Raw genomic sequence first — 18422 nt, forward strand, 5'->3', positions numbered from 1 at the left:
TTTTTTTTTGTAAACTCCTTGAATTATTTAAACCAACCCTTTTCTTTTGATTGGGTAATGGCTTCAATGCGGTTTTTTACTTCGAGTTTGTCTAAGATGATGGAAATGTAGTTCCGGACGGTTCCAGTTTTGATACTGAGCTCTTCAGCGATTTCTTTCGTGTTCTTACCATCTGCGACAAGTTCTAACACTTCTTTTTCCCTGTCAGTCAACGGATTTTCTTCGCCGTAGACATCGTCCATCAGTTCTGGAGCATAAATTCGTCTGCCTCCCATAACATTTCGGATGGAACTTGCCAGTTCTTCACTAGGACTATCTTTTAGTAAATAGCCGCTTACACCAGCCTTTAGTGCACGTTGAAAATAGCCAGTTCGGGCGAAAGTCGTTAAAATAATCACTTTACAGCCAAGACCTTTAAGCTCTTCTGCTGCTTCAAGACCGCTCTTTCCAGGCATTTCAATATCCATGATACAGACATCTGGTTTAAACTTTTTGACAAGTGCTACCGCCTCATCTCCGTTTGAAGCCTTGCCAACTACCTCCATATCCTCTTCCAAATTAAGCAGCGAACCAAAGGCTCCTAAAAGCATTTGCTGATCTTCGGCTATAACGATTTTAATCATTTTGAATCCTCCTCCAAACTCAGCTTAGCGTCATTCGGTACTCTAATATTTAAAGTTGTTCCTTCATTTGTCAATAACTCAAGACTGCCATTAATAAATTCCAGCCGTTCTTTCATGCCAATCAACCCGTGTCCCTCAGCCAAAATTTCCATTTTACCTTTAAAGAAGCCGTTATCGCAAATCGTCAGCACCGTTTCTTTCCATGATTGCTCAATAGAAATAAAACAGGACGTTGCCCCGCTGTGTTTAACCACATTGTTTACGGCCTCTTTCAAACACATACTTAAAATATTCTCGGTTAACAGAGAAACATTTGTCAGCGTGAATTCGCCTTCACTTTCAAACTTTATTTGGGCGGCATCAATAATTTGATTAACGCGAAGAATCTCATCCTTTAAGCGAATTCCGCGCATCGAGGATACCATTTTTCGCACTTCGCTTAATGCGGTTCGAGCTGTTTGCTGAACATCCTTCAATTCACTCCGTGCCTGCTCAGGATCTTTCGAAATGAGTTTCCGTGCCAAATCCGACTTCAAGCCAATTAGGGAAAGCTTTTGTCCAAGGGTATCATGAAGGTCTCGGGCAATCCGCTGCCGCTCCTCTGCTTTGACGAGCTCAGAAATACGCTTGTTTGCATCCTCAAGTTTTTCTTCAAGCTGGCCCCTTTCCTTCCGATTGTGAATACTGAACGGAAGAAGGATGACACTAATCCAAATGATGATAACAAACGGTAATTGCTGAAGAAATAATTTCTCATGGGTGACAATGTTATAGTTAATCGAAGCAGATGTACTAATTAAATGAATAAAATACAAAGTAAGAAAGGCGATCCGATCTTTAATATTGCCAATAAAATAAGCTAGAAAAAAGGCAAAATAAACATAGCTGAAAAGGCTGGTCGCTGTGATTGATATCCCTATCAGGATCAGCGTCCAAAGATAGACCGGCCAGCCTTTTGATATAAAGGCAATCCGGTAAAGGATAAAGAACACCAGTGTAAGTAAAATCCCGACAATGATTTGAATCGTTGAGGGGGATTGAAAAATAAAGTAAAACGGCAAGATGCAAAGAACTGTCCAAATATAAGGAGCAATCCCATTGTTTTTTTGGAAGGTCATATACCTTTTTATCATTAACGAAACCTCTTTTTCACAAAATCATTTACTCTTCTATCATACCTTAAAGTACCATTGGTTTTCTCCTTTGCACAATTCATTTTATCTAAAAAGTTTCTCTTCTTATACCGCGACAAACTTTTTAAGCCAAACATTTCAACTTCCACAATACACGTGATTTACCTTAATATGTAATGTTTTGTCAGCGAGGAAAATACAATTAATTTATATCTAATACATGATTATACCATACAGATAATGGGAACAACGTTTATAAAAAACCGATTGGAGGAATGAATCATGAGTGAAATATTCCATAATTGCTCTGGAATTCCTTATTTACGTCTTGGTGCTGGTGAGCCTTTGGTTTTTATCCACGGCCTTGGGGAAATAAAGGAGGGCTGGGCAAACCAATTTGAATTTGCCGACCAATATGAATTGATTATCCCTGATTTACGAGGACATGGTGAGTATCAATCACCAGGTGAGATTTCGATTAAAAACTTTGCCCTGGATGTCATAAGCCTATTGAAAGGCCTTGGATTTGATAGCGCCCACATCTGCGGTTTGTCTATGGGTGGTATGGTCGCGCAGGAAATCTACCGCCAGGCTCCTGAAATGTGCCGCTCGCTAATGCTCGTAAGCACTTTTCATTATGCTCCAAAACGGCTGGGAAAATTATTTTTAAAACACCATCAATCCCGAATGGAAAACAAATCACCAGATATGTTGCGGGAAACAGCAGCGAAGGTTTGTCTTTATTCTTGGTCAAAGGAAAATTTTGAAAAATTCTATCGGTTTTACCAGCCAAACCATAAATATTATGGCAAATCTATGGAAGCATGCCTTAACGTCAATAATTTACGGTTGCTCCCTAAGATTAATATACCGACCTTAATTATTGGCGGGCAATATGATTCAGTGATACCGGTATGGGTTCAATTCATGATGCATAAACAAATTCCTCACTCCGAGTTTGTTATCTTCAGGAATACTGGCCACATTGCCAAACTCGAGGCAAAAGACGCCTTTAATAAAGTCCTTCGCAACTTTTTAAATAAACACAAGAAGGCTAGTTAGAGAGGAAGGGGCGATTCCTTCCTCTTCATCATATCCAAGCCATAATAAACAGAGAAACTTACTGCTTTTTTTACTCAATTATTTAAAAGCTAATTTGACCGGCTTGAAACCCATTGGTCGACAATTTTTGCGAACAAACCAGATAATGCTAGTCCGACATGGCCCGTTTCTACTACAATATATGTTTTATCCACACTTGAAACTAATTCCATAATGGGCTTACTTTGCTCTTCTAAAATTAAATTATCCTTAGACCCTGAAACAACAAATAGATTTGCCTTAATATTGGTCAAATCTGCCTTTTTATTGCCTATCATTAATTCCCCTTTAATGAGCTTATTCTCTTTAAAAAGATCATTAGCTAATTGCTTATATGCCTCTCCGGCAAAAGGAACTTGATCCAGTGTCCATTTATTCATTCTACGCCACTTATCGACGTAGCGCTGGTCATGAGCACGGCTAAGTAGCATCGTATAGTTAGTGAAATAAACCGGAGCTCCTATTGCCCTGAACATTCCATCGACTAATTGTGGCGGGACAACCCCATACACATCAATAAAGTGGTCAATGTTCATATCGCCTTCGCGCATACCTACTGCCCATTTATCCGGTCCCATAAAAGGTTGGAAGTCAATTGGAACAGTCGCAACGATTAAATTTTTGATTGGCTCTTCGGCAATCGAGGCGTAGATGGAGGCAATTGTCCCACCTAAACAATAGCCTACAAGGGTAATTTCATCTGCTCCCGAATGGCGCAGTGCCCGCTTAACAGCTGTCGTTAAATATTTCTCGATGTAGGTATCAAGACCAATCTTTTTGTCTTCATAGCCTGGGGAACCCCAATCTAATAAATACACTTCATAGCCCATGTTAGTTAGACCCTCTATGACACTTGTCTTTGGAGCGATATCTAAAATGTAAGGTTTATTAAATAGGGAGTAAACAAAAAATAATGGTATCTTGTATTTTTTCTGCTTGGCAGGGTAATACCATAATATTGATTTATTTTTCTGCCATACTTCATTTCTTGGGGAATGACCCACCCATGGCTCCGGGTCATTTAAGGCTTTAAACAGGTGAGTCCAGCGTTTCATTTCCTTTTCATAATCCAATTCAGGAATGAACTCTTTTAATGGTGTTTCTGTCGCCATCTTTTTCCCTCCTTCCATCCTTATTTACGCGAACCTGCCTCTGTCAATTCACGGTCTGCATCATTGCCTTTTTCTATTAAGCCTCTTAACGATTCAAATTCAGCTTTAAAATTATTTAGCTTTACTAGCTCAAATTTCATTTCTTGAAGCTCTAATTGTAAATTCTTTGAATCGGTCAGTTCTTTTTTCGTTTTTACTAACTCTGATTTTAACTGTTTCGTAAGTTTAATAATTTCCTTCGATACTTCGACAACACTTTCAATATCCTTACCTTGCAATTTCATGGAATCCTGAAGGTTCCACATTTGCTCTTCAAGTACTTCAATTTTTTCTTCTGTTTGTATGGTTAAGTTTGCCACATTGATTACGTCACTTTTCGTTGGCAAATTTAGCACACTAGCAAGTGCCTCTTGATTCTTTTTAAAAGTTTCAAGATAGCGGGCATGGATGTCTGTGCCTAAATTGGTCATTTTGACAAATTCTTTGTTATTTGTCCAGAGATAGATGAAATCATTTACCTGCTTTTCCCACAACAAACTAAACTTATGAAGAGTTTCATATGGATCGAATGATATTTTATCCGACATCTGCCTTCACCTCATTATGATTTCGTTACTTCTGTTACATGTTGCATGTATTTTTGAAATGGCAGCATCGCTGTTTTTACTTGCTTTGAAAATAAATTCAAAAACAATTTTTGATTTTCGTAAAGTACATTGGTCGTTTTCTTGACACTGTTTATATATTTCTCTCTGCCCTTTTTTCGTAAAGAAATATATTGATTGACTGCGGCCAAATATTTATCCAATGCTTCTATTTGACCAATAGTTACCTTACTAATAGGAGTAACTAACAGGGAAGCGGTTTTATTTTGGAAATCTTCTACTACTTGATTGATTTCTTCATACGATTTAATAGGGAAAAAATGCTGCAGTGTTGTCGTTGTCGCCAATAATTCCTCCCGGGCAGCTTGCTCCCAATCTTTTAGTTCCATCGTAAATTGCCCGACAATCGTCAGGATGCTTTCTTGATTTTGTTTAATCCGATCCACATAGCTCTTTGCTGCTTCCAAGAAAAGTTCATCCCGCTTGTTATAACGCTCAGCCCAGGCATCTAATTCATCAAATCCCAGCTTCCAAATAAGGTCAAGACTTGAAAGCTGTTTTTCTTCATTTAACTCAGATTCTTGCTTTTCAACTTCTAGTACCTTTTTTTCTGTCATTGTAAATCTCCTCCGTCTTTAGATTCTTCATAAAATAATTGCTTTAATTCCCACAGGTCTTTTACCAATGATTTAATCTTTGCTCCTTTTATTTCCCTCCTTACTTCATTTGCCAAAACAGCTAACAATTCTTCCGAGGATTCTCGAAGTACACGTATCTGTTGTTGATTTTCTTGCTGCCTTTGGTTAATGGTATAGATTGTGTCATCCAGAAGATCTAATTTTTCCTCACAATCTACGATTCTGACAGAAATAGCAGCTATATCATCCTTATTCGGAAGGTCTAAACGTTTTAACCATCTAGTTGTTACACTTCTATGAATCCTAACTTGTTTCAAATGCACCTCAAGCGCCCTCCCAAGAGCCACTATAAAGCTCCGACAGTTAGTAGGGGCATGGATTCTCTTATTGATTTCCGCTTCAAGTTCTTTGTAGTAGGTACCTGGGTCATCGCGCATAAATTCCATACAAACTCCTCTTAACTGACTGGGTGGTACGTTCATCAAAACACAATAACTGGAAGCCATCAAGACAATTACAGTGAAAGTCAGAAAAGTTTCAAAAATGCCAATTATGAATGGGTGTTGAAAGGGTGTCATGAAAGGGTGTCAGGCACCACAAAAAGACATTTGTCCACGTGGGGTGGACACTGGAATATTCCTTTTCGGTTTTATTGTTTTAATATTATGAATGTCCACACTTTACAAAAAGTGTCAATTGCATTTATTATATATAGCAATAGGAGGGATTAAATTTGGGACAAGAATCTAATCGTTACTCTGGAATTCCTTTTTTACGTTTGGGTGCAGGTGAGCCTTTGGTCTTTATTCATGGGCTTGGAGAAGTGAAGGAGGGCTGGAACAATCAATTTGAGTTTGCGGATCAGTATGATTTAATTATTCCCGATTTACGCGGTCATGGAGAGCATATTACCACCAAAAAAATTACCATTCCAAACTTCGCCAAAGATGTTATCAACTTGTTAAAGGAGCTTGGAATTGAAAGCGCTCACATTTGTGGTTTATCTATGGGCGGGATGGTTGCCCAAGAAATGTATCGTCAGGCTCCAGAAATGTGCCGTTCCTTAATGCTCGTGAGTACTTTTCATTTTGTTCCAAGAAGTCTTGCAAAGCTATTATTAACCTATCGTAAGGCACGAGCGCTTTCTACTTCCCCCATTATTCCAAAAGATACAGCTGCCCGTATGTCTCTTAATTCTTGGAACTACAAAATTTCCAAGGAATTCTATAAATCTTACAAACCTAATCGCGAATTTTTTTTAAAATCGGCAAAGGCATGTTTTCAAGTAAATAACCTTAATCTGCTTCCTAAAATTAAAGTTCCAACCTTAATTATTGGTGGACAATATGATTCGGTCATCCCTGTTTGGATACAATTATTGATGCATAAAAAAATTCGGCACTCAGAGTTTGTTATTTTCAGAAATTCCGGCCATATAACCAAGTTAGAAGCAAAAGAAGCGTTTAACAAGGTCCTTCGCAGCTTTTTGAATAGGCATTCAAATGCATGTTAATGGTTAGGCGATATCCTCCCTTAATTGTTCTTTGCACGTGTACATCATCATATAATCTACTATTATCAGATGAAAAGGAGTGTCTTACATGCCATCTACCAATGCAAATGGTATTGATCTCTATTATGAGGTTCACGGTGAGGGAGAGCCGCTTTTATTAATTATGGGATTGTCGCTCAATTCAAAGTCTTGGTTCAGAACCCTGCCTGCGCTTAGTGAACACTACAAAGTAATTATTTTTGATAACCGGGGAGTAGGTTTAAGCGGTAAACCCAATACCCCATATTCCATTGAGCTTATGGCGGAAGATGCCCGGGCCGTCTTGGATGCGGCTGGAGTTGAAACAGCCCATGTTTATGGTATTTCAATGGGCGGCATGATTGCCCAGAGGCTGGCACTTAAATACCCTGAAAGGATCCGTTCCCTGATCCTAGGATGTACAACCTCCGGTGGTGAGAATCATGTCCAACCTAGTGCCGACGTCTCCATGCTCATGCTTTCAAGGGCCTCTTCTATCGCAACACCGGAAGAAATGGCCTGGGCGACCGCACCAATCCTTTACAGCCAAGCTTTTATAGAAAATCAACGCGAATTAGTTGCGGAGGATATTCAAAAACGAATTGAGCTGCCTATTCTTCCATATGCATACATGCTCCAGCTTCAAGCATGCTTAGCCCATGATACCTATAATGAGATTGAACAGATTAAGGCTTCGACCCTCGTCATTCACGGTGACGAAGATAAACTTGTACCATATGAAAATGGGGTGAACTTAGCAGATAAAATTCCAAATGCTGAATTTATGACCATCCAAGGTGCAGGGCACATCTATGTAACGGAAGCAAATGATTTAGTGAATAAAAGAGTCCTGGATTTTTTGAAAAATTTATAACTTAATAGGAAATGCCCGGTCTTAAATAGTTGACCGGGCATTTCTTATTCACTTTTTCAAAAGGAACCTTGGCTAGCCGTGTTATCCAAGCTTCTTTAAAGACAATCATTGGTGAGCCTGAATAGAGAAGTCAATCGTTTTATAGGCTACCAAAAAGGTTGCCAATGAATAGATGGCCTCATTTAAACCAAATATGAAAATCGAACTTCCGAAAATAAAGATATTAAATAATAGAACATATTGTCCAATGGAAAAAGGGGAACGTTTACTAAACAGGATCGCTAAAACCTCTGTCCCATCTAAGCAGCCACCAAATCGAATCGTTATTCCTACCCCTAAGCCTAAAGCAATGCCGCCGAGGATTATCACTAATATTGGATTATTTGTTAAAACAGGAAAGGGTTCTAATAAATACGTTTCCAGCGATAAAACAAGAATGGCGAAAACGCTTAGGATTAGGAACCTTCTTCCTAAGAAAGAATAAGCGATTAAGAAAAACGGAGCATTCAATAGCAAAAGAAACAGGCCCACTTCCTGACTAGTAACATGGGAAAGAATAATGCTAATCCCGATAATCCCGCCATCAATCACAAAGTTTTTCACCAAAAATAGCTGCAGGGACAAAGCGACAAGCGAGGAGCCGAAAAAAACAAAACAACCTCGCCTATAAAAAGACATATCACTTGTTCTACTATAATCAATATAGTATTTAACTCTTCTTCTATACATTCCTGTCCCCTTTAGCACCATTTTACATTTTATGGATTTCGGTGCCTGACACCCATAGTTTAAGACACCAATGTCTACTTTTCCTTTAACATATGAAAGACTTGCTCGACGTCCTTATCGCCCCGTCCTGATAGATTTACGATTAGTACATCATCAGTAGATAGTTCTTTTGCCAGCTTCAGAGCATAGGCTACGGCATGGGAGCTCTCAAGCGCAGGGATGATGCCCTCTGTTTTGCTTAATAGTTGAAACGCCTCTAATGCTTCTTGTCCGGTAATTGTCACATACTCCGCTCTTCCGCTTGTTTTCAGGTAGCTGTGCTCCGGTCCTACACCGGGATAATCCAACCCGGCAGCAATCGAATAAGTTGGTTTAGGTTCACCCGCCTCATCCAACAATGTTAAACATTTGAACCCGTGGATAACTGCGGGAACACCTTCTGTCAATGTGGGTGCTTCCGCCGGTTCCACCCCAATTAAGCGGACATTTTTTTCATCAATATAGTGGGCAAACGCACCGATAGCATTACTGCCGCCGCCTGTACAGGCGATTACCGCTGTGGGCAGCTTTCCTTCTTTTTCAAGCACTTGGCGTTTGGATTCTTTACTAATGATTGCTTGAAAATGCTTAACCATTGTTGGATATGGATGCGGACCAACCGCAGATCCGAGCAGGTAAAAGGTGCTTTTATAGTTTTGAATCAGATCACCTAATGCTTCATCGACAGCATCCTTTAAGCGGCCCTGCCCCTTTGTGACAGGAACAACCTTGGCCCCTAATAACTCCATTCGAAAGACATTCAGCGCTTGGCGTTCGGTATCCAGTTTGCCCATATAAATAATACATTCCATCCCAAACATCGCACAGGCCGTTGCCGTTGCAACACCGTGCTGACCGGCACCGGTTTCGGCAATAATCCGCTTCACACCCATCCGTTTCGCTAATAATATTTGCCCAATGGCATTATTAATTTTATGCGCACCTGTATGGTTTAAATCTTCCCGTTTCAAATAAATTTTCGCCCCGCCCATCTGCTTTGTTAAATTTTCAGCAAACGTTAACGGGTTTTCCCGGCCAATATATTCTTTTAAATAATAGTTGAATTCTTCAATGAACTCCGGGTCGTCTTTATACTTTAAAAATTGCCTCTCCAACTCGTTCATTACCTGCTGCAGGTCCGGAGGAATAAAACTGCCGCCAAACTCTCCAAAATATCCTTTACTCTCTACGCTCACTCTTTCCATCCTCATCTCGACTCCTTCTAAGCTATTATTTTGATTCAGTCAATCTCTGAATGGTTGACTGAATATTAAAATTAATTTTATCACCTTATTCGATTTCAGCAAACTTTTTAAACAAAAAATTAAAAGTGTGGCATAAAAAGCATATGCCACACTCCTTCCTGCTAGATTTTGTTTTCGTTATTCGTATCTTAGTGAATCAATCGGATCCAGCTTGGCTGCCTTATTGGCTGGAAGGAGTCCAAACAAGACTCCAATAATCATCGAAAACAACACGCCGCCTACTACAACCTGCCAGGATACCAATGATGGCCAGCCGGCAAAGTAGCTCACAATCGTGGACGTTCCCCAACCAAGAAAAATTCCAAGGATACCGCCTATTAAGGTTAAGGTCATCGATTCAATTAAAAATTGTGTCAACACCTGTCCGCGAGTTGCCCCTAGTGCCATACGGATCCCGATTTCCCTTGTCCGCTCCGTCACAGAAACCAGCATAATATTCATGACACCAATCCCGCCAACAAATAAGGAAATACCAGCAATACTTCCAATAATCAGCGTCATTATTTTAGTAACCTGACCGACTCCTTGAGCGATTTCTTCCATATTAATAACTTGATAGGACTTCTCCGTATTATGCAAATTATTTAAAAGCTTAGCCGCCTTTTTACCCGCCACTTGGAGCTGTTCAGGGGAGGCTGCTTGAAGAGTTACCTGGGTAAAGTCACTGCTTCCAAAAATATTTCTCCATGTTTGGAAAGGAAGATAAACCTCCATGGAGCCAAATGCAAGCAGACCAGTCGGCTTTTCTAAGACACCGATAATTTCAATCGGCTGATTGGAAACCATGATGACTTTCCCAACAGGATTCTCCTCTTTAAATAACTTCTCTTGCAATTTACTGCTAATAATCCCCGCACGCCGACCGCCGAGAAAATCAGCAGAAGAGAAGCCTCTTCCCTTTTCTATTTTCAACTCATTCAATTGCAGGTAGGCCTGATTAATTCCCGTTGTCGACACATCGGTTGAATCCGTTTGAAATCGAGCAGACGAAAATTTCGTACTTGAGGCGACAACCCGCTTAATTCCAGGTACTTGTTCAAGGGCACGGATGTCCTCTTGCTTAAACGGGGCCTGCTGGAAGACATTGGGATTTGCCCGCATTTCTTCGTCTGACGGCTGATAAAACATTTCAATCGTATTGCCGGGACCGGTAATTTGCGCCTTCAGCATGGCTTCACCGCCCTGCCCGATTGCCACAACGATAATAACGGCGCCGACACCAATAATGATTCCCAGCATTGTCAAAATACTGCGCATCTTATGGGCTTTAAGGGAACTTAATGCCATGCCAAGGTTTTCGATAAAACTCATCGCTGCCGCCCCCTATCCATCGCAGCAGGGGACTGGAGCAATCCATCCCTTACCATAATCGTCCGATTTGCATATTCCGCCACTTCAGACTCATGAGTAACGACAATAACCGTAACGCCTTCTCCATTAAGCCCACGAAATTGTTCCATGATATCCATACTTGTTTTCGAATCAAGTGCCCCTGTCGGTTCATCTGCTAAAATAAGTTTCGGCTTATTCACAATCGACCGGGCGATGGCCACCCGCTGCTTCTGTCCGCCTGATAGGGCATTGGGAAGGTGATCCATCCGGTCTCCAAGCCCCACTTTCAATAATGCCTCTTCTGCCCGGGCCTGCCGCTCTTTTTTGGATATACCCGCATAAATCATCGGCAGTTCAACATTCTTCAACGCTGTAAGTCGCGGCAATAAGTGGAATTGTTGAAAAACAAAGCCGATAGATTGATTTCGAACCCGCGCCAATTCCTTGTCATGATAATGCGATACATTTTCACCGCCCAGGTAGTATTCTCCCTCAGTTGGTTTGTCCAAACAGCCGATAATATTCATCAAGGTCGATTTCCCTGAGCCTGAAGGACCCATGATCGCAACAAATTCACCTTGCTCAATTTCAAGGCTTATTCCGTTTAACACATGCACACTTTCTTTTCCAAGTAAAAACGATTTAGTAATCGAATCTAGCTTAATCATTTAACTGTCACTTCCAGCCCATTCTTAAGGTTGTCGGGCCCATTCACAATCACTTTCTCTCCTTTTGAGACCCCTTCCAGGATTTCAATCTTCTCTCCGGAGGTAATGCCCGTTTTCACGCTTTGCTTCTGGGCTTTTCCATCCATTACGATAAACACATAAGGCTTGTCCCCATCATCATGCACCGCATCGATTGGCAGCACCATGGCAGACTTTTTATCTGTTTCAATTTCCATTATCACCTGAAAACCTGGTTTTAGAGTCTTCGTATCTCCGGATATTTTCACGGTAACAGGGTACTGTACTGCCTGGCTGCCGCTTTGTAAGCCAGCTTGACTTTGCTCCGGAATAATCGCAATCTTTGTGATTTCTCCCTGCCATTCCTGCCCCTGTATAGCATCTGATTTTATAATAACCTTCTGCCCGCTAGACACCTTTAATGTGTCGTATTCAGATAACAGTCCCGATGCTGTCATGCCTTCAAGCTTGCCAATATGTAAAATCGGATCAGCCATTGCTCCTGTGCTAGAAGCTGAGTCTGGCTTTTTCGCAGCCAAAACAACACCGTCTATCGTACTCTTTATCTCTAATTCAGCTTGGCGCTTAATGATTATATCCTTTTGAAGTCCAGTTTGCTTCAAATCCAAATTGGCTAATTTCTTTTCCATTTCCAGCTGTTCAAGTTCCGGGGCAAGCTGTTTCTTCGCTTCCTCTTTTCCAACCTGGTCAGAGAGCGTCTTTTCTTTGTCCTTTAGCTGCTTTATTTTCTTATCGATTTGATTAATCTTTAAATTAGCTGATTCAATTGCGATTTTATTTTGCTCCATTTCTAATTCCAGCTGAGGATTTTGCAGTTTAGCCAACACGGCCCCTTTCTTAACTGTCTGCCCCTCATCGACTAGCAGTTCCTTCAACTCGCCTTTGTCCGGTGCGGCATAAACGATTTGTTCGTCTTGAAGTTTTACTGTACCCGGTACCATCAACAGTGAGGATATTTCTTCCTGCTGGATTTCTGTTGTTTTAACCGTAGGCCCTTTGGCCAAAACCTGCCGGTATACACTGACAGAAATCATGATGATAACTAAGCTGATAACACCAAGCGCAATCCATGTTTTCTTTTTCATTATAATTTCGGCGCTCCTTGAAATAGAGTCCCAACCAAGCCAAAGCCCATCCCAATTAAGAAGAAGGCAATCGCAATTGTCCAGGCCAGCCCTTTAGAAAATTGTGCTGTTTTATGAAGCCCAAGTGCTGTCAGGATAACTCCCCATATTCCAAACACCTCAACGGAACTTAAAACACCAGCTTTATCTAGATTTAGAAAACCTGCTAAGCTAGTAATATATATTTCAGAGCTTCCGCCGATGACATACCTAACCGCCATATTGATGATCAGTCCTACCGCCCCAATAATCATAATATAGGTATTCATGGAAAATAACTGTTTAAAGGAAACAGCTGAATTGGCAATCTTTGCAATGATCAAATGAATAGCACTGCTGATAAGAATAGTAATAATTGGTGCAAAGATACCCGTAATCGCAAAAATTACCTTAGTAACAACTAAAATTATTTCTGCCTGATCTTCCGGCAGTTCAGAACCAACCAAAGTTTCCGCGTCCATTGATAGTGCCATTAACGTCATTCCAATAGCATAGATGATACTAATAATAATTAGCGGCACCCAGATTTTCGGATTTTGCTTGATCCTCTCAAACTGTAACCCCGGACTTGTAAACATGCCCAATAACTTCGGACTCTCTTTCACCGTGTTCAAATCTTTCTCCATTTCCATCAAAAAGCACACCCCTATCCATTTATGTAAATGATTCCTATTAATTATACGATAAAGATTACAGAAAGTTTCATTTTTTGCAACGATGCCTAGCCACCACCATTTTTTTCAAAAAAATGATTGACTACCTGGTCACTCAATTATAAAATGATTCAGCAGGAATTAGGGCAAAATATTCCTACTCCTCTTCTCTGCACATCTAGCAGGAAGCGTTTATAAACAATTAAAAACCTAGATAGGAGAATATAAAATATGGGAATACAAGAGCAAAGAATAAATACAAAACTAGTCTTAACTGGCCTTATTATTGGGATGTTCTTTAGTGCGCTGGAACAAACCATTGTCGGAACAGCGATGCCGACGATAATTTCGGAATTAAATGGCTTTACCATTTTCGCCTGGGTTACAACTGCCTATATGATTACCTCAACCACGGTTGTACCGATTGTTGGGAAATTATCAGACCTATACGGCAGACGGTTTCTTTACCTATTAGGAACAATTATCTTTATTATTGCTTCGGGTTTGTGTGCGACTGCATCTTCAATGGAACAGTTGGTCATTTACAGGGGCATTCAAGGAATCGGCGGCGGGATGATTATGCCGCTCTCGCAAACAATCATTGGGGACATCTTTACGGCTGAACAACGAGCTAAATGGCAGGGAATTTTTGGCGCACTGTTTGGATTAAGTTCTGTTATCGGCCCTTTTTTGGGCGGCCTGATTGTCGACCATATCAGCTGGCACTGGGTTTTCCTGATTAATGTACCATTTGGACTGCTATCCGCTCTGTTAATCTTTACCGGATTGAGGCATGAAACAGTTGCGAAAACAGACAAAGTGAATATCGATTATTTAGGCATTATTACCTTAATTCCCTCCATCGTATTACTATTACTCGGCCTTACCTTTGGCGGCGATAAATTTGCATGGGCATCCATCACATCTTTCTTAATTTTCGGCGGATCCTTGCTGTTATTCATTGTATTTGGATTTATTGAAAAGAAAGCTGCTGAGCCCATTTTGGATCTATCCTTATTTAAAAATCGCATTTTTGCAACGATGAATGGATTAGGATTCTTATTGGGTCTTGGAATGTTTGGAGCGATTATGTTCGTACCAATGTTTATGCAGGGTATTCTCGGGGTTTCACCAACCAAAGCCGGATCTACCATGACACCGATGATGATTGCCATGATTGTCGCTAGTGTTGTAGGTGGGCAGCTGTTACTCCGGTTTAAGTTCCGTACTGTGTTAACAACAGGAATGGTCCTTGCATCACTTGGCTTTTACCTAATGAGTACAATGGGATTGGAATCAAGTGTGTTAAACGCTTATGCCTATATGGTGGTTTTAGGGCTGGGAATGGGATTAGTCATGCCGACCTTAATGATTGCCATTCAAAATGAATTTCCAAAGTCACAACTCGGGACTGTTACCGCTGCATCAACCTTTTTCCGTTCAATCGGAGGTACCATTGGGATTACTGTTTTAAATTCTGTCATGAACCATTCGCTTGGAACAAAAATGTTGAATACGGCGAAAGAGACTGAAAATCCAATTGCACATGCAGCACTAAAGACTCTTTCTGAAAAAACAGATTCACTATTTAGTCTTCTTCTTCATCCAAGTCTGTTAAAAATGCCTGAAGAAATACAAAAAATCGTCATTCATGGCATTCAAACTGCTTGGACCGAATCCTTTTCAACCGTCTTTTTAACCGGCCTTATTTTTATTTCAATTGGTATCCTTGTTGCTTTATCTGTAGGCAAGGGACGGATTAAACGCGACAGTCAACCTGCTGGTTCAGGTGAAACTGAATCTTAACCTAAAACAACCCCGCCCTATTCAAAAATAGGCGGGGCTTTTAATTGCAAGCATGTTAAGCCTGAGAAGTAAGCGGATGTTTAAATTCATTTGGCAGTACAACATCTGTCATATTTTTCACAAATAAATTTGATTGGTAAGGCTGTATGTCAAACTTAACCTCATTATCGTCAGGATGAAAATGATAAACAATTTTAGTAATCCTATCATCAGCAATCTTAGGTATAATATCCTTCAATGCAACTTTCTCTTCACTTATTACATCATAAAGATGTAAAACATTATTTTCACGCTGGTAGATAACCAAACACTTTTCCTCTTCAAGGTAGTAGAGTTCCTGACTGAAAACCATTATACAGTAAAACATCAGCAATTCCTCAGTGCCCTTTGTTCCAAAATACTTCGAACCTGAAATCCGTTCAGCTGCTAAAGTATAGACAAAAGCTAAATCATCCGGCTTACTTCCATCTAATTTTCTCACCTCTGATTGCTCCGATGGTATGTGACTATAGTCCATGGAATACTTTACTTCCTCAACAGCAGCAAAACCAAATTTCGGATAAAAGTCTAATACTGTTTCGTTGGCAAACAAATAGATAAGATCAACTTGACTGAAATCTTCTAAGACTCTATCCATCAGCTTTCTCGCGAGCCCTTGATTTCGATAATCGGGATGTGTCATAACCGTACCAATTTGCACAGCTTGTTTTTCCTCATTGTTAATCACCAAGGTTAAAAGATTAACCGATACATTCGCAACCACATTGCCATTATCGACAAATGAATACGGCTGATACTTTTCTGTCCAGAAGCCATGCTGATACCAGGTTTCAAACTGAATGCCAAAGGTGCTGGCAGCCAGCTGGTTAAAGCTGGTCCTTAAAGAAAAGTTTTCTTTATAATTTTTCACAAAAGATAATTCCTGCAAAATAATTCAACTCCCAATGTTTCCTAAAGGTTACAATTAAGGAACCATATTCCCGGCAGCCTTATAAATTTGATACCATTCTTCTCTTGTTAATGTGATTTCGGCACCCTTACATGCCTCTTTCATCCGCTCGGCCTTGGTAGTTCCAAGCACCACCTGAATGTTAGCAGGATGGCGTGTAATCCACGCTGTAGCTATACCAGTATTCGTAACGCCATATTTTTCAGCAATATTGTCTACTACCTCGTTCAACTTTGGAAAACGCTCCAAATCTCCTAAAAATGACCCTTCAAAGAAACCTTGCTGGTAAGGTGACCAGGCTTGCATCGTGATATCATGCAGACGGCAATATTCCAAAATGCTGCTATCTCGATTAATGGCTTGATCAACCTTCATATTCAAAGTAATTCCTGAGTCAATCATTGGTGTGTGTGCAATGCTAAATTGCAATTGGTTTACCACCAATTTATGTGGTATGTATTTCTGTAACAGTTCAATCTGGGCCGGATTATGGTTCGATACCCCAAAATATTTTACCTTACCACTGTTATGTAGTTCTTCAAAGGCCTCTGCCACTTCAGAAGGTTCCATTAATGGATCGGGACGATGAAGCAGCAAAATATCAAGATATTCAGTATTTAATCGCTTTAAAATCCCATTTACTGACTCAATGATATGCTCCTTAGAAAAATCAAAATAGCCTTCCGGGGAGATAATACCGCATTTACTTTGCAAGATCATTTTTTCACGGATGCTTGAATTCATTTGAATTGCTTCGGAAAAAATCTCCTCACACTTCCCTTTTCCATAGATATCCGCATGATCAAAGAAATTAATGCCCTCATCCATTGCCGTCCGGATTAAATTTTCCGCTTCAGGCAAAGACAACTGTGTTAAACGCATATTACCCATAATCATGTTAGAAACCTGTAAATCAGTGTTTGCAATGTTAATATACTTCATTTTTTTACCTCCCTTTTTTATAATTCATCAACTTCATTATACTTTAATCTAAGAGATTCGCCCAAGTTTCTAAACCTTTCCGCTCCAAATTAAGGAGTTGTGTCTTCATCTCTAATCCGCCGCGATAGCCAGTCAGCGAGCCATTTTTTCCGACAACACGGTGGCAAGGCACTGATATTAACACCGGATTAGCACCAATAGCCGCCCCAACTGCACGAACAGCAGCAGGTTTATTGATATAGTTTGCAATGTCAGAATAGGATTTTGTCTCTCCAAACGGAATCTCACAAAGTACGTTCCAAACAGCAACTTGGAACTCTGTCCCATGATAATCAAACGGGATAGTAAAATTCTTCCGATTTCCATCAAAATACTCTATTAGTTCGGCTGCATAAGGGTTTAGCTTCTCCCTGTCCTCCTCTAGAGGGCTTCCTGGAAACCGTTTTTCTGCCCATATCGAAAATTCCTCAAACGGCTTGTTCTGTGACCCGACGTAACAAAGTCCCTTCTCTGTCGCAGCGATATATAGATTCCAAAATTTAAAATTAAGCAGTGACCAATAAACAGGTGTCTTATTATTTTGTGACTTCATTTTGTTCCCTCCGATTCATGTAATTGACGGAAATGGGCGGGTGTAACGCCCGTCATCTTTTTAAATAAGGTAATAAAATAGGGTATATTAGCGATACCAACCATTTTTGCTATGTCGCCAACCGCACGATCAGACTGAAGCAAATATTTTTTGGCCGTATTTATTCTAACTTGTTGTATATATTCAACAGGCGTGATACCGGTAATCTTTTTAAATGTCCGGTGCAAATGAAAGGGGCTTCCATGACTTATTTCAGCCAGCGTTTCAAGAGTCAGCTTTTCGGTATAATTTTTATCAATGTATTCTGTAATAAGCGCAACCCATTCGTTATCAGGTAAGCGCTCATTCGTGGGTTTGCATCGTTTACAAGGACGGAAATCAGCAGATATGGCTTCTTCTGCGTTTTGAAAAATCCGTACATTTTCTTTTTTGGGAACGCGAGATTTGCATGATGGCTTACAGAAAATTCCCGTTGTCTTAACAGCATAGAAAAATTGATTATTGTACGCTGCATCGTTACCGATAATGGCCTGCCATTTTTCATCTGTCATGACTTCATCACTAGAATCCTCTTGAAACACTATTCTCATTTAGACCACCTCTCTTATTATTATAGCTCCGTCACAAACGATAGGTAAGTTATTGGGAATAAAAAAGCAAGATATTG

The 18422-nt window shown here is 40.3% G+C and carries 20 protein-coding genes; 4 read left to right on the forward strand and 16 right to left on the reverse strand.

The window, feature by feature from the left end; translation table 11 throughout:
* Positions 1-23: 23 nt before the first annotated feature.
* Both BANVL01_RS01990 and BANVL01_RS01995 read right to left on the reverse strand, forming a co-directional pair.
* Positions 24-623, reverse strand: a complete 600-nt coding sequence (locus tag BANVL01_RS01990) for a response regulator transcription factor (protein ID WP_066084620.1) — start codon at positions 621-623, stop codon at positions 24-26.
* Positions 620-1756, reverse strand: coding sequence for a sensor histidine kinase (locus BANVL01_RS01995; protein ID WP_066084617.1), 1137 nt, complete (start codon positions 1754-1756; stop codon positions 620-622). Before BANVL01_RS01995 ends, BANVL01_RS01990 begins: the two co-directional genes overlap by 4 nt.
* A gap of 282 nt (positions 1757-2038) precedes the next feature.
* On the opposite strand from BANVL01_RS01995, the gene BANVL01_RS02000 reads away from it, so the two are divergent.
* The gene (locus tag BANVL01_RS02000) at positions 2039-2818 is read left to right on the forward strand and encodes an alpha/beta fold hydrolase (protein ID WP_066084612.1); all 780 of its coding nucleotides are present in this window, start codon (positions 2039-2041) and stop codon (positions 2816-2818) included.
* An 89-nt stretch (positions 2819-2907) separates the two neighbouring features.
* Here BANVL01_RS02000 and BANVL01_RS02005 read toward each other — a convergent pair whose 3' ends face one another.
* Genes BANVL01_RS02005 through BANVL01_RS02020 form a run of 4 tightly spaced genes read right to left on the reverse strand, consistent with a single transcriptional unit; the run spans position 2908 to position 5658 of the window.
* Positions 2908-3969: an alpha/beta fold hydrolase gene (locus tag BANVL01_RS02005; protein WP_066084609.1), complete on the reverse strand. Its 1062-nt coding sequence runs from the start codon at positions 3967-3969 to the stop codon at positions 2908-2910.
* 20 nt (positions 3970-3989) lie between these two features.
* Positions 3990-4556, reverse strand: a complete 567-nt coding sequence (locus BANVL01_RS02010; protein ID WP_066084606.1) for a polyhydroxyalkanoate biosynthesis repressor PhaR — start codon at positions 4554-4556, stop codon at positions 3990-3992.
* Positions 4557-4570: 14 nt separating this feature from the next.
* Complete coding sequence (locus tag BANVL01_RS02015) at positions 4571-5191, reverse strand: hypothetical protein (RefSeq protein ID WP_066084605.1); 621 nt, start codon at positions 5189-5191, stop codon at positions 4571-4573.
* A complete protein-coding gene (locus tag BANVL01_RS02020; RefSeq protein WP_066084600.1) occupies positions 5188-5658 on the reverse strand; it encodes a hypothetical protein in 471 nt (156 codons plus the stop codon). Before BANVL01_RS02020 ends, BANVL01_RS02015 begins: the two co-directional genes overlap by 4 nt.
* A gap of 287 nt (positions 5659-5945) precedes the next feature.
* Between BANVL01_RS02020 and BANVL01_RS02025 the strand changes: the two genes are divergently transcribed.
* Together BANVL01_RS02025 and BANVL01_RS02030 are read left to right on the forward strand one after the other, a co-directional pair.
* Positions 5946-6725 (forward strand): alpha/beta fold hydrolase, encoded by a 780-nt coding sequence (locus BANVL01_RS02025; RefSeq protein WP_066084598.1) that lies wholly within the window; start codon positions 5946-5948, stop codon positions 6723-6725.
* A gap of 88 nt (positions 6726-6813) precedes the next feature.
* Positions 6814-7617 carry an alpha/beta fold hydrolase gene (locus BANVL01_RS02030; RefSeq protein WP_066084593.1) on the forward strand — a complete coding sequence of 268 codons (804 nt, stop codon included), beginning with the start codon at positions 6814-6816 and terminating at the stop codon, positions 7615-7617.
* Between the two features lie 105 nt (positions 7618-7722).
* On the opposite strand, the gene BANVL01_RS02035 is transcribed toward BANVL01_RS02030, so the two are convergent.
* The 6 genes from BANVL01_RS02035 to yknW form a co-directional block, all read right to left on the reverse strand.
* A complete protein-coding gene (locus BANVL01_RS02035) occupies positions 7723-8346 on the reverse strand; it encodes a YitT family protein (protein WP_066084589.1) in 624 nt (207 codons plus the stop codon).
* Positions 8347-8420: 74 nt separating this feature from the next.
* Positions 8421-9590, reverse strand: a complete 1170-nt coding sequence (gene trpB / locus BANVL01_RS02040) for a tryptophan synthase subunit beta (protein ID WP_066084586.1) — start codon at positions 9588-9590, stop codon at positions 8421-8423.
* Positions 9591-9767: 177 nt separating this feature from the next.
* Positions 9768-10961: an ABC transporter permease gene (locus BANVL01_RS02045; RefSeq protein ID WP_066084582.1), complete on the reverse strand. Its 1194-nt coding sequence runs from the start codon at positions 10959-10961 to the stop codon at positions 9768-9770.
* Entirely contained in the window at positions 10958-11650 is a 693-nt protein-coding gene (locus tag BANVL01_RS02050; protein ID WP_066084579.1) for an ABC transporter ATP-binding protein, read from the reverse strand. Before BANVL01_RS02050 ends, BANVL01_RS02045 begins: the two co-directional genes overlap by 4 nt.
* The gene (locus BANVL01_RS02055) at positions 11647-12774 is read right to left on the reverse strand and encodes an efflux RND transporter periplasmic adaptor subunit (RefSeq protein ID WP_066084577.1); all 1128 of its coding nucleotides are present in this window, start codon (positions 12772-12774) and stop codon (positions 11647-11649) included. Before BANVL01_RS02055 ends, BANVL01_RS02050 begins: the two co-directional genes overlap by 4 nt.
* Complete coding sequence (gene yknW / locus BANVL01_RS02060; protein ID WP_172800855.1) at positions 12774-13445, reverse strand: YknW family membrane protein; 672 nt, start codon at positions 13443-13445, stop codon at positions 12774-12776. Before yknW ends, BANVL01_RS02055 begins: the two co-directional genes overlap by 1 nt.
* A gap of 252 nt (positions 13446-13697) precedes the next feature.
* On the opposite strand from yknW, the gene BANVL01_RS02065 reads away from it, so the two are divergent.
* Positions 13698-15272 carry an MDR family MFS transporter gene (locus BANVL01_RS02065; protein ID WP_066084574.1) on the forward strand — a complete coding sequence of 525 codons (1575 nt, stop codon included), beginning with the start codon at positions 13698-13700 and terminating at the stop codon, positions 15270-15272.
* Between the two features lie 55 nt (positions 15273-15327).
* Here the strand turns inward: BANVL01_RS02065 and BANVL01_RS02070 are convergent, their stop codons facing one another.
* The 4 genes from BANVL01_RS02070 to BANVL01_RS02085 are packed head-to-tail and all read right to left on the reverse strand — an operon-like array spanning position 15328 to position 18345.
* Positions 15328-16182 carry a GNAT family N-acetyltransferase gene (locus tag BANVL01_RS02070; protein WP_218010655.1) on the reverse strand — a complete coding sequence of 285 codons (855 nt, stop codon included), beginning with the start codon at positions 16180-16182 and terminating at the stop codon, positions 15328-15330.
* 54 nt (positions 16183-16236) lie between these two features.
* Complete coding sequence (locus BANVL01_RS02075; protein ID WP_066084567.1) at positions 16237-17163, reverse strand: aldo/keto reductase; 927 nt, start codon at positions 17161-17163, stop codon at positions 16237-16239.
* A 43-nt stretch (positions 17164-17206) separates the two neighbouring features.
* Positions 17207-17755 carry a methylated-DNA--[protein]-cysteine S-methyltransferase gene (locus tag BANVL01_RS02080; protein WP_066084564.1) on the reverse strand — a complete coding sequence of 183 codons (549 nt, stop codon included), beginning with the start codon at positions 17753-17755 and terminating at the stop codon, positions 17207-17209.
* Entirely contained in the window at positions 17752-18345 is a 594-nt protein-coding gene (locus BANVL01_RS02085) for a bifunctional transcriptional activator/DNA repair enzyme AdaA (protein ID WP_066084563.1), read from the reverse strand. Before BANVL01_RS02085 ends, BANVL01_RS02080 begins: the two co-directional genes overlap by 4 nt.
* Between the last annotated feature and the right edge of the window lie 77 nt (positions 18346-18422).

Source organism: Neobacillus novalis NBRC 102450 (assembly GCF_001591805.1).
In the GTDB taxonomy this organism is placed as follows: Bacteria; Bacillota; Bacilli; order Bacillales; family Cytobacillaceae; genus Neobacillus; species Neobacillus novalis.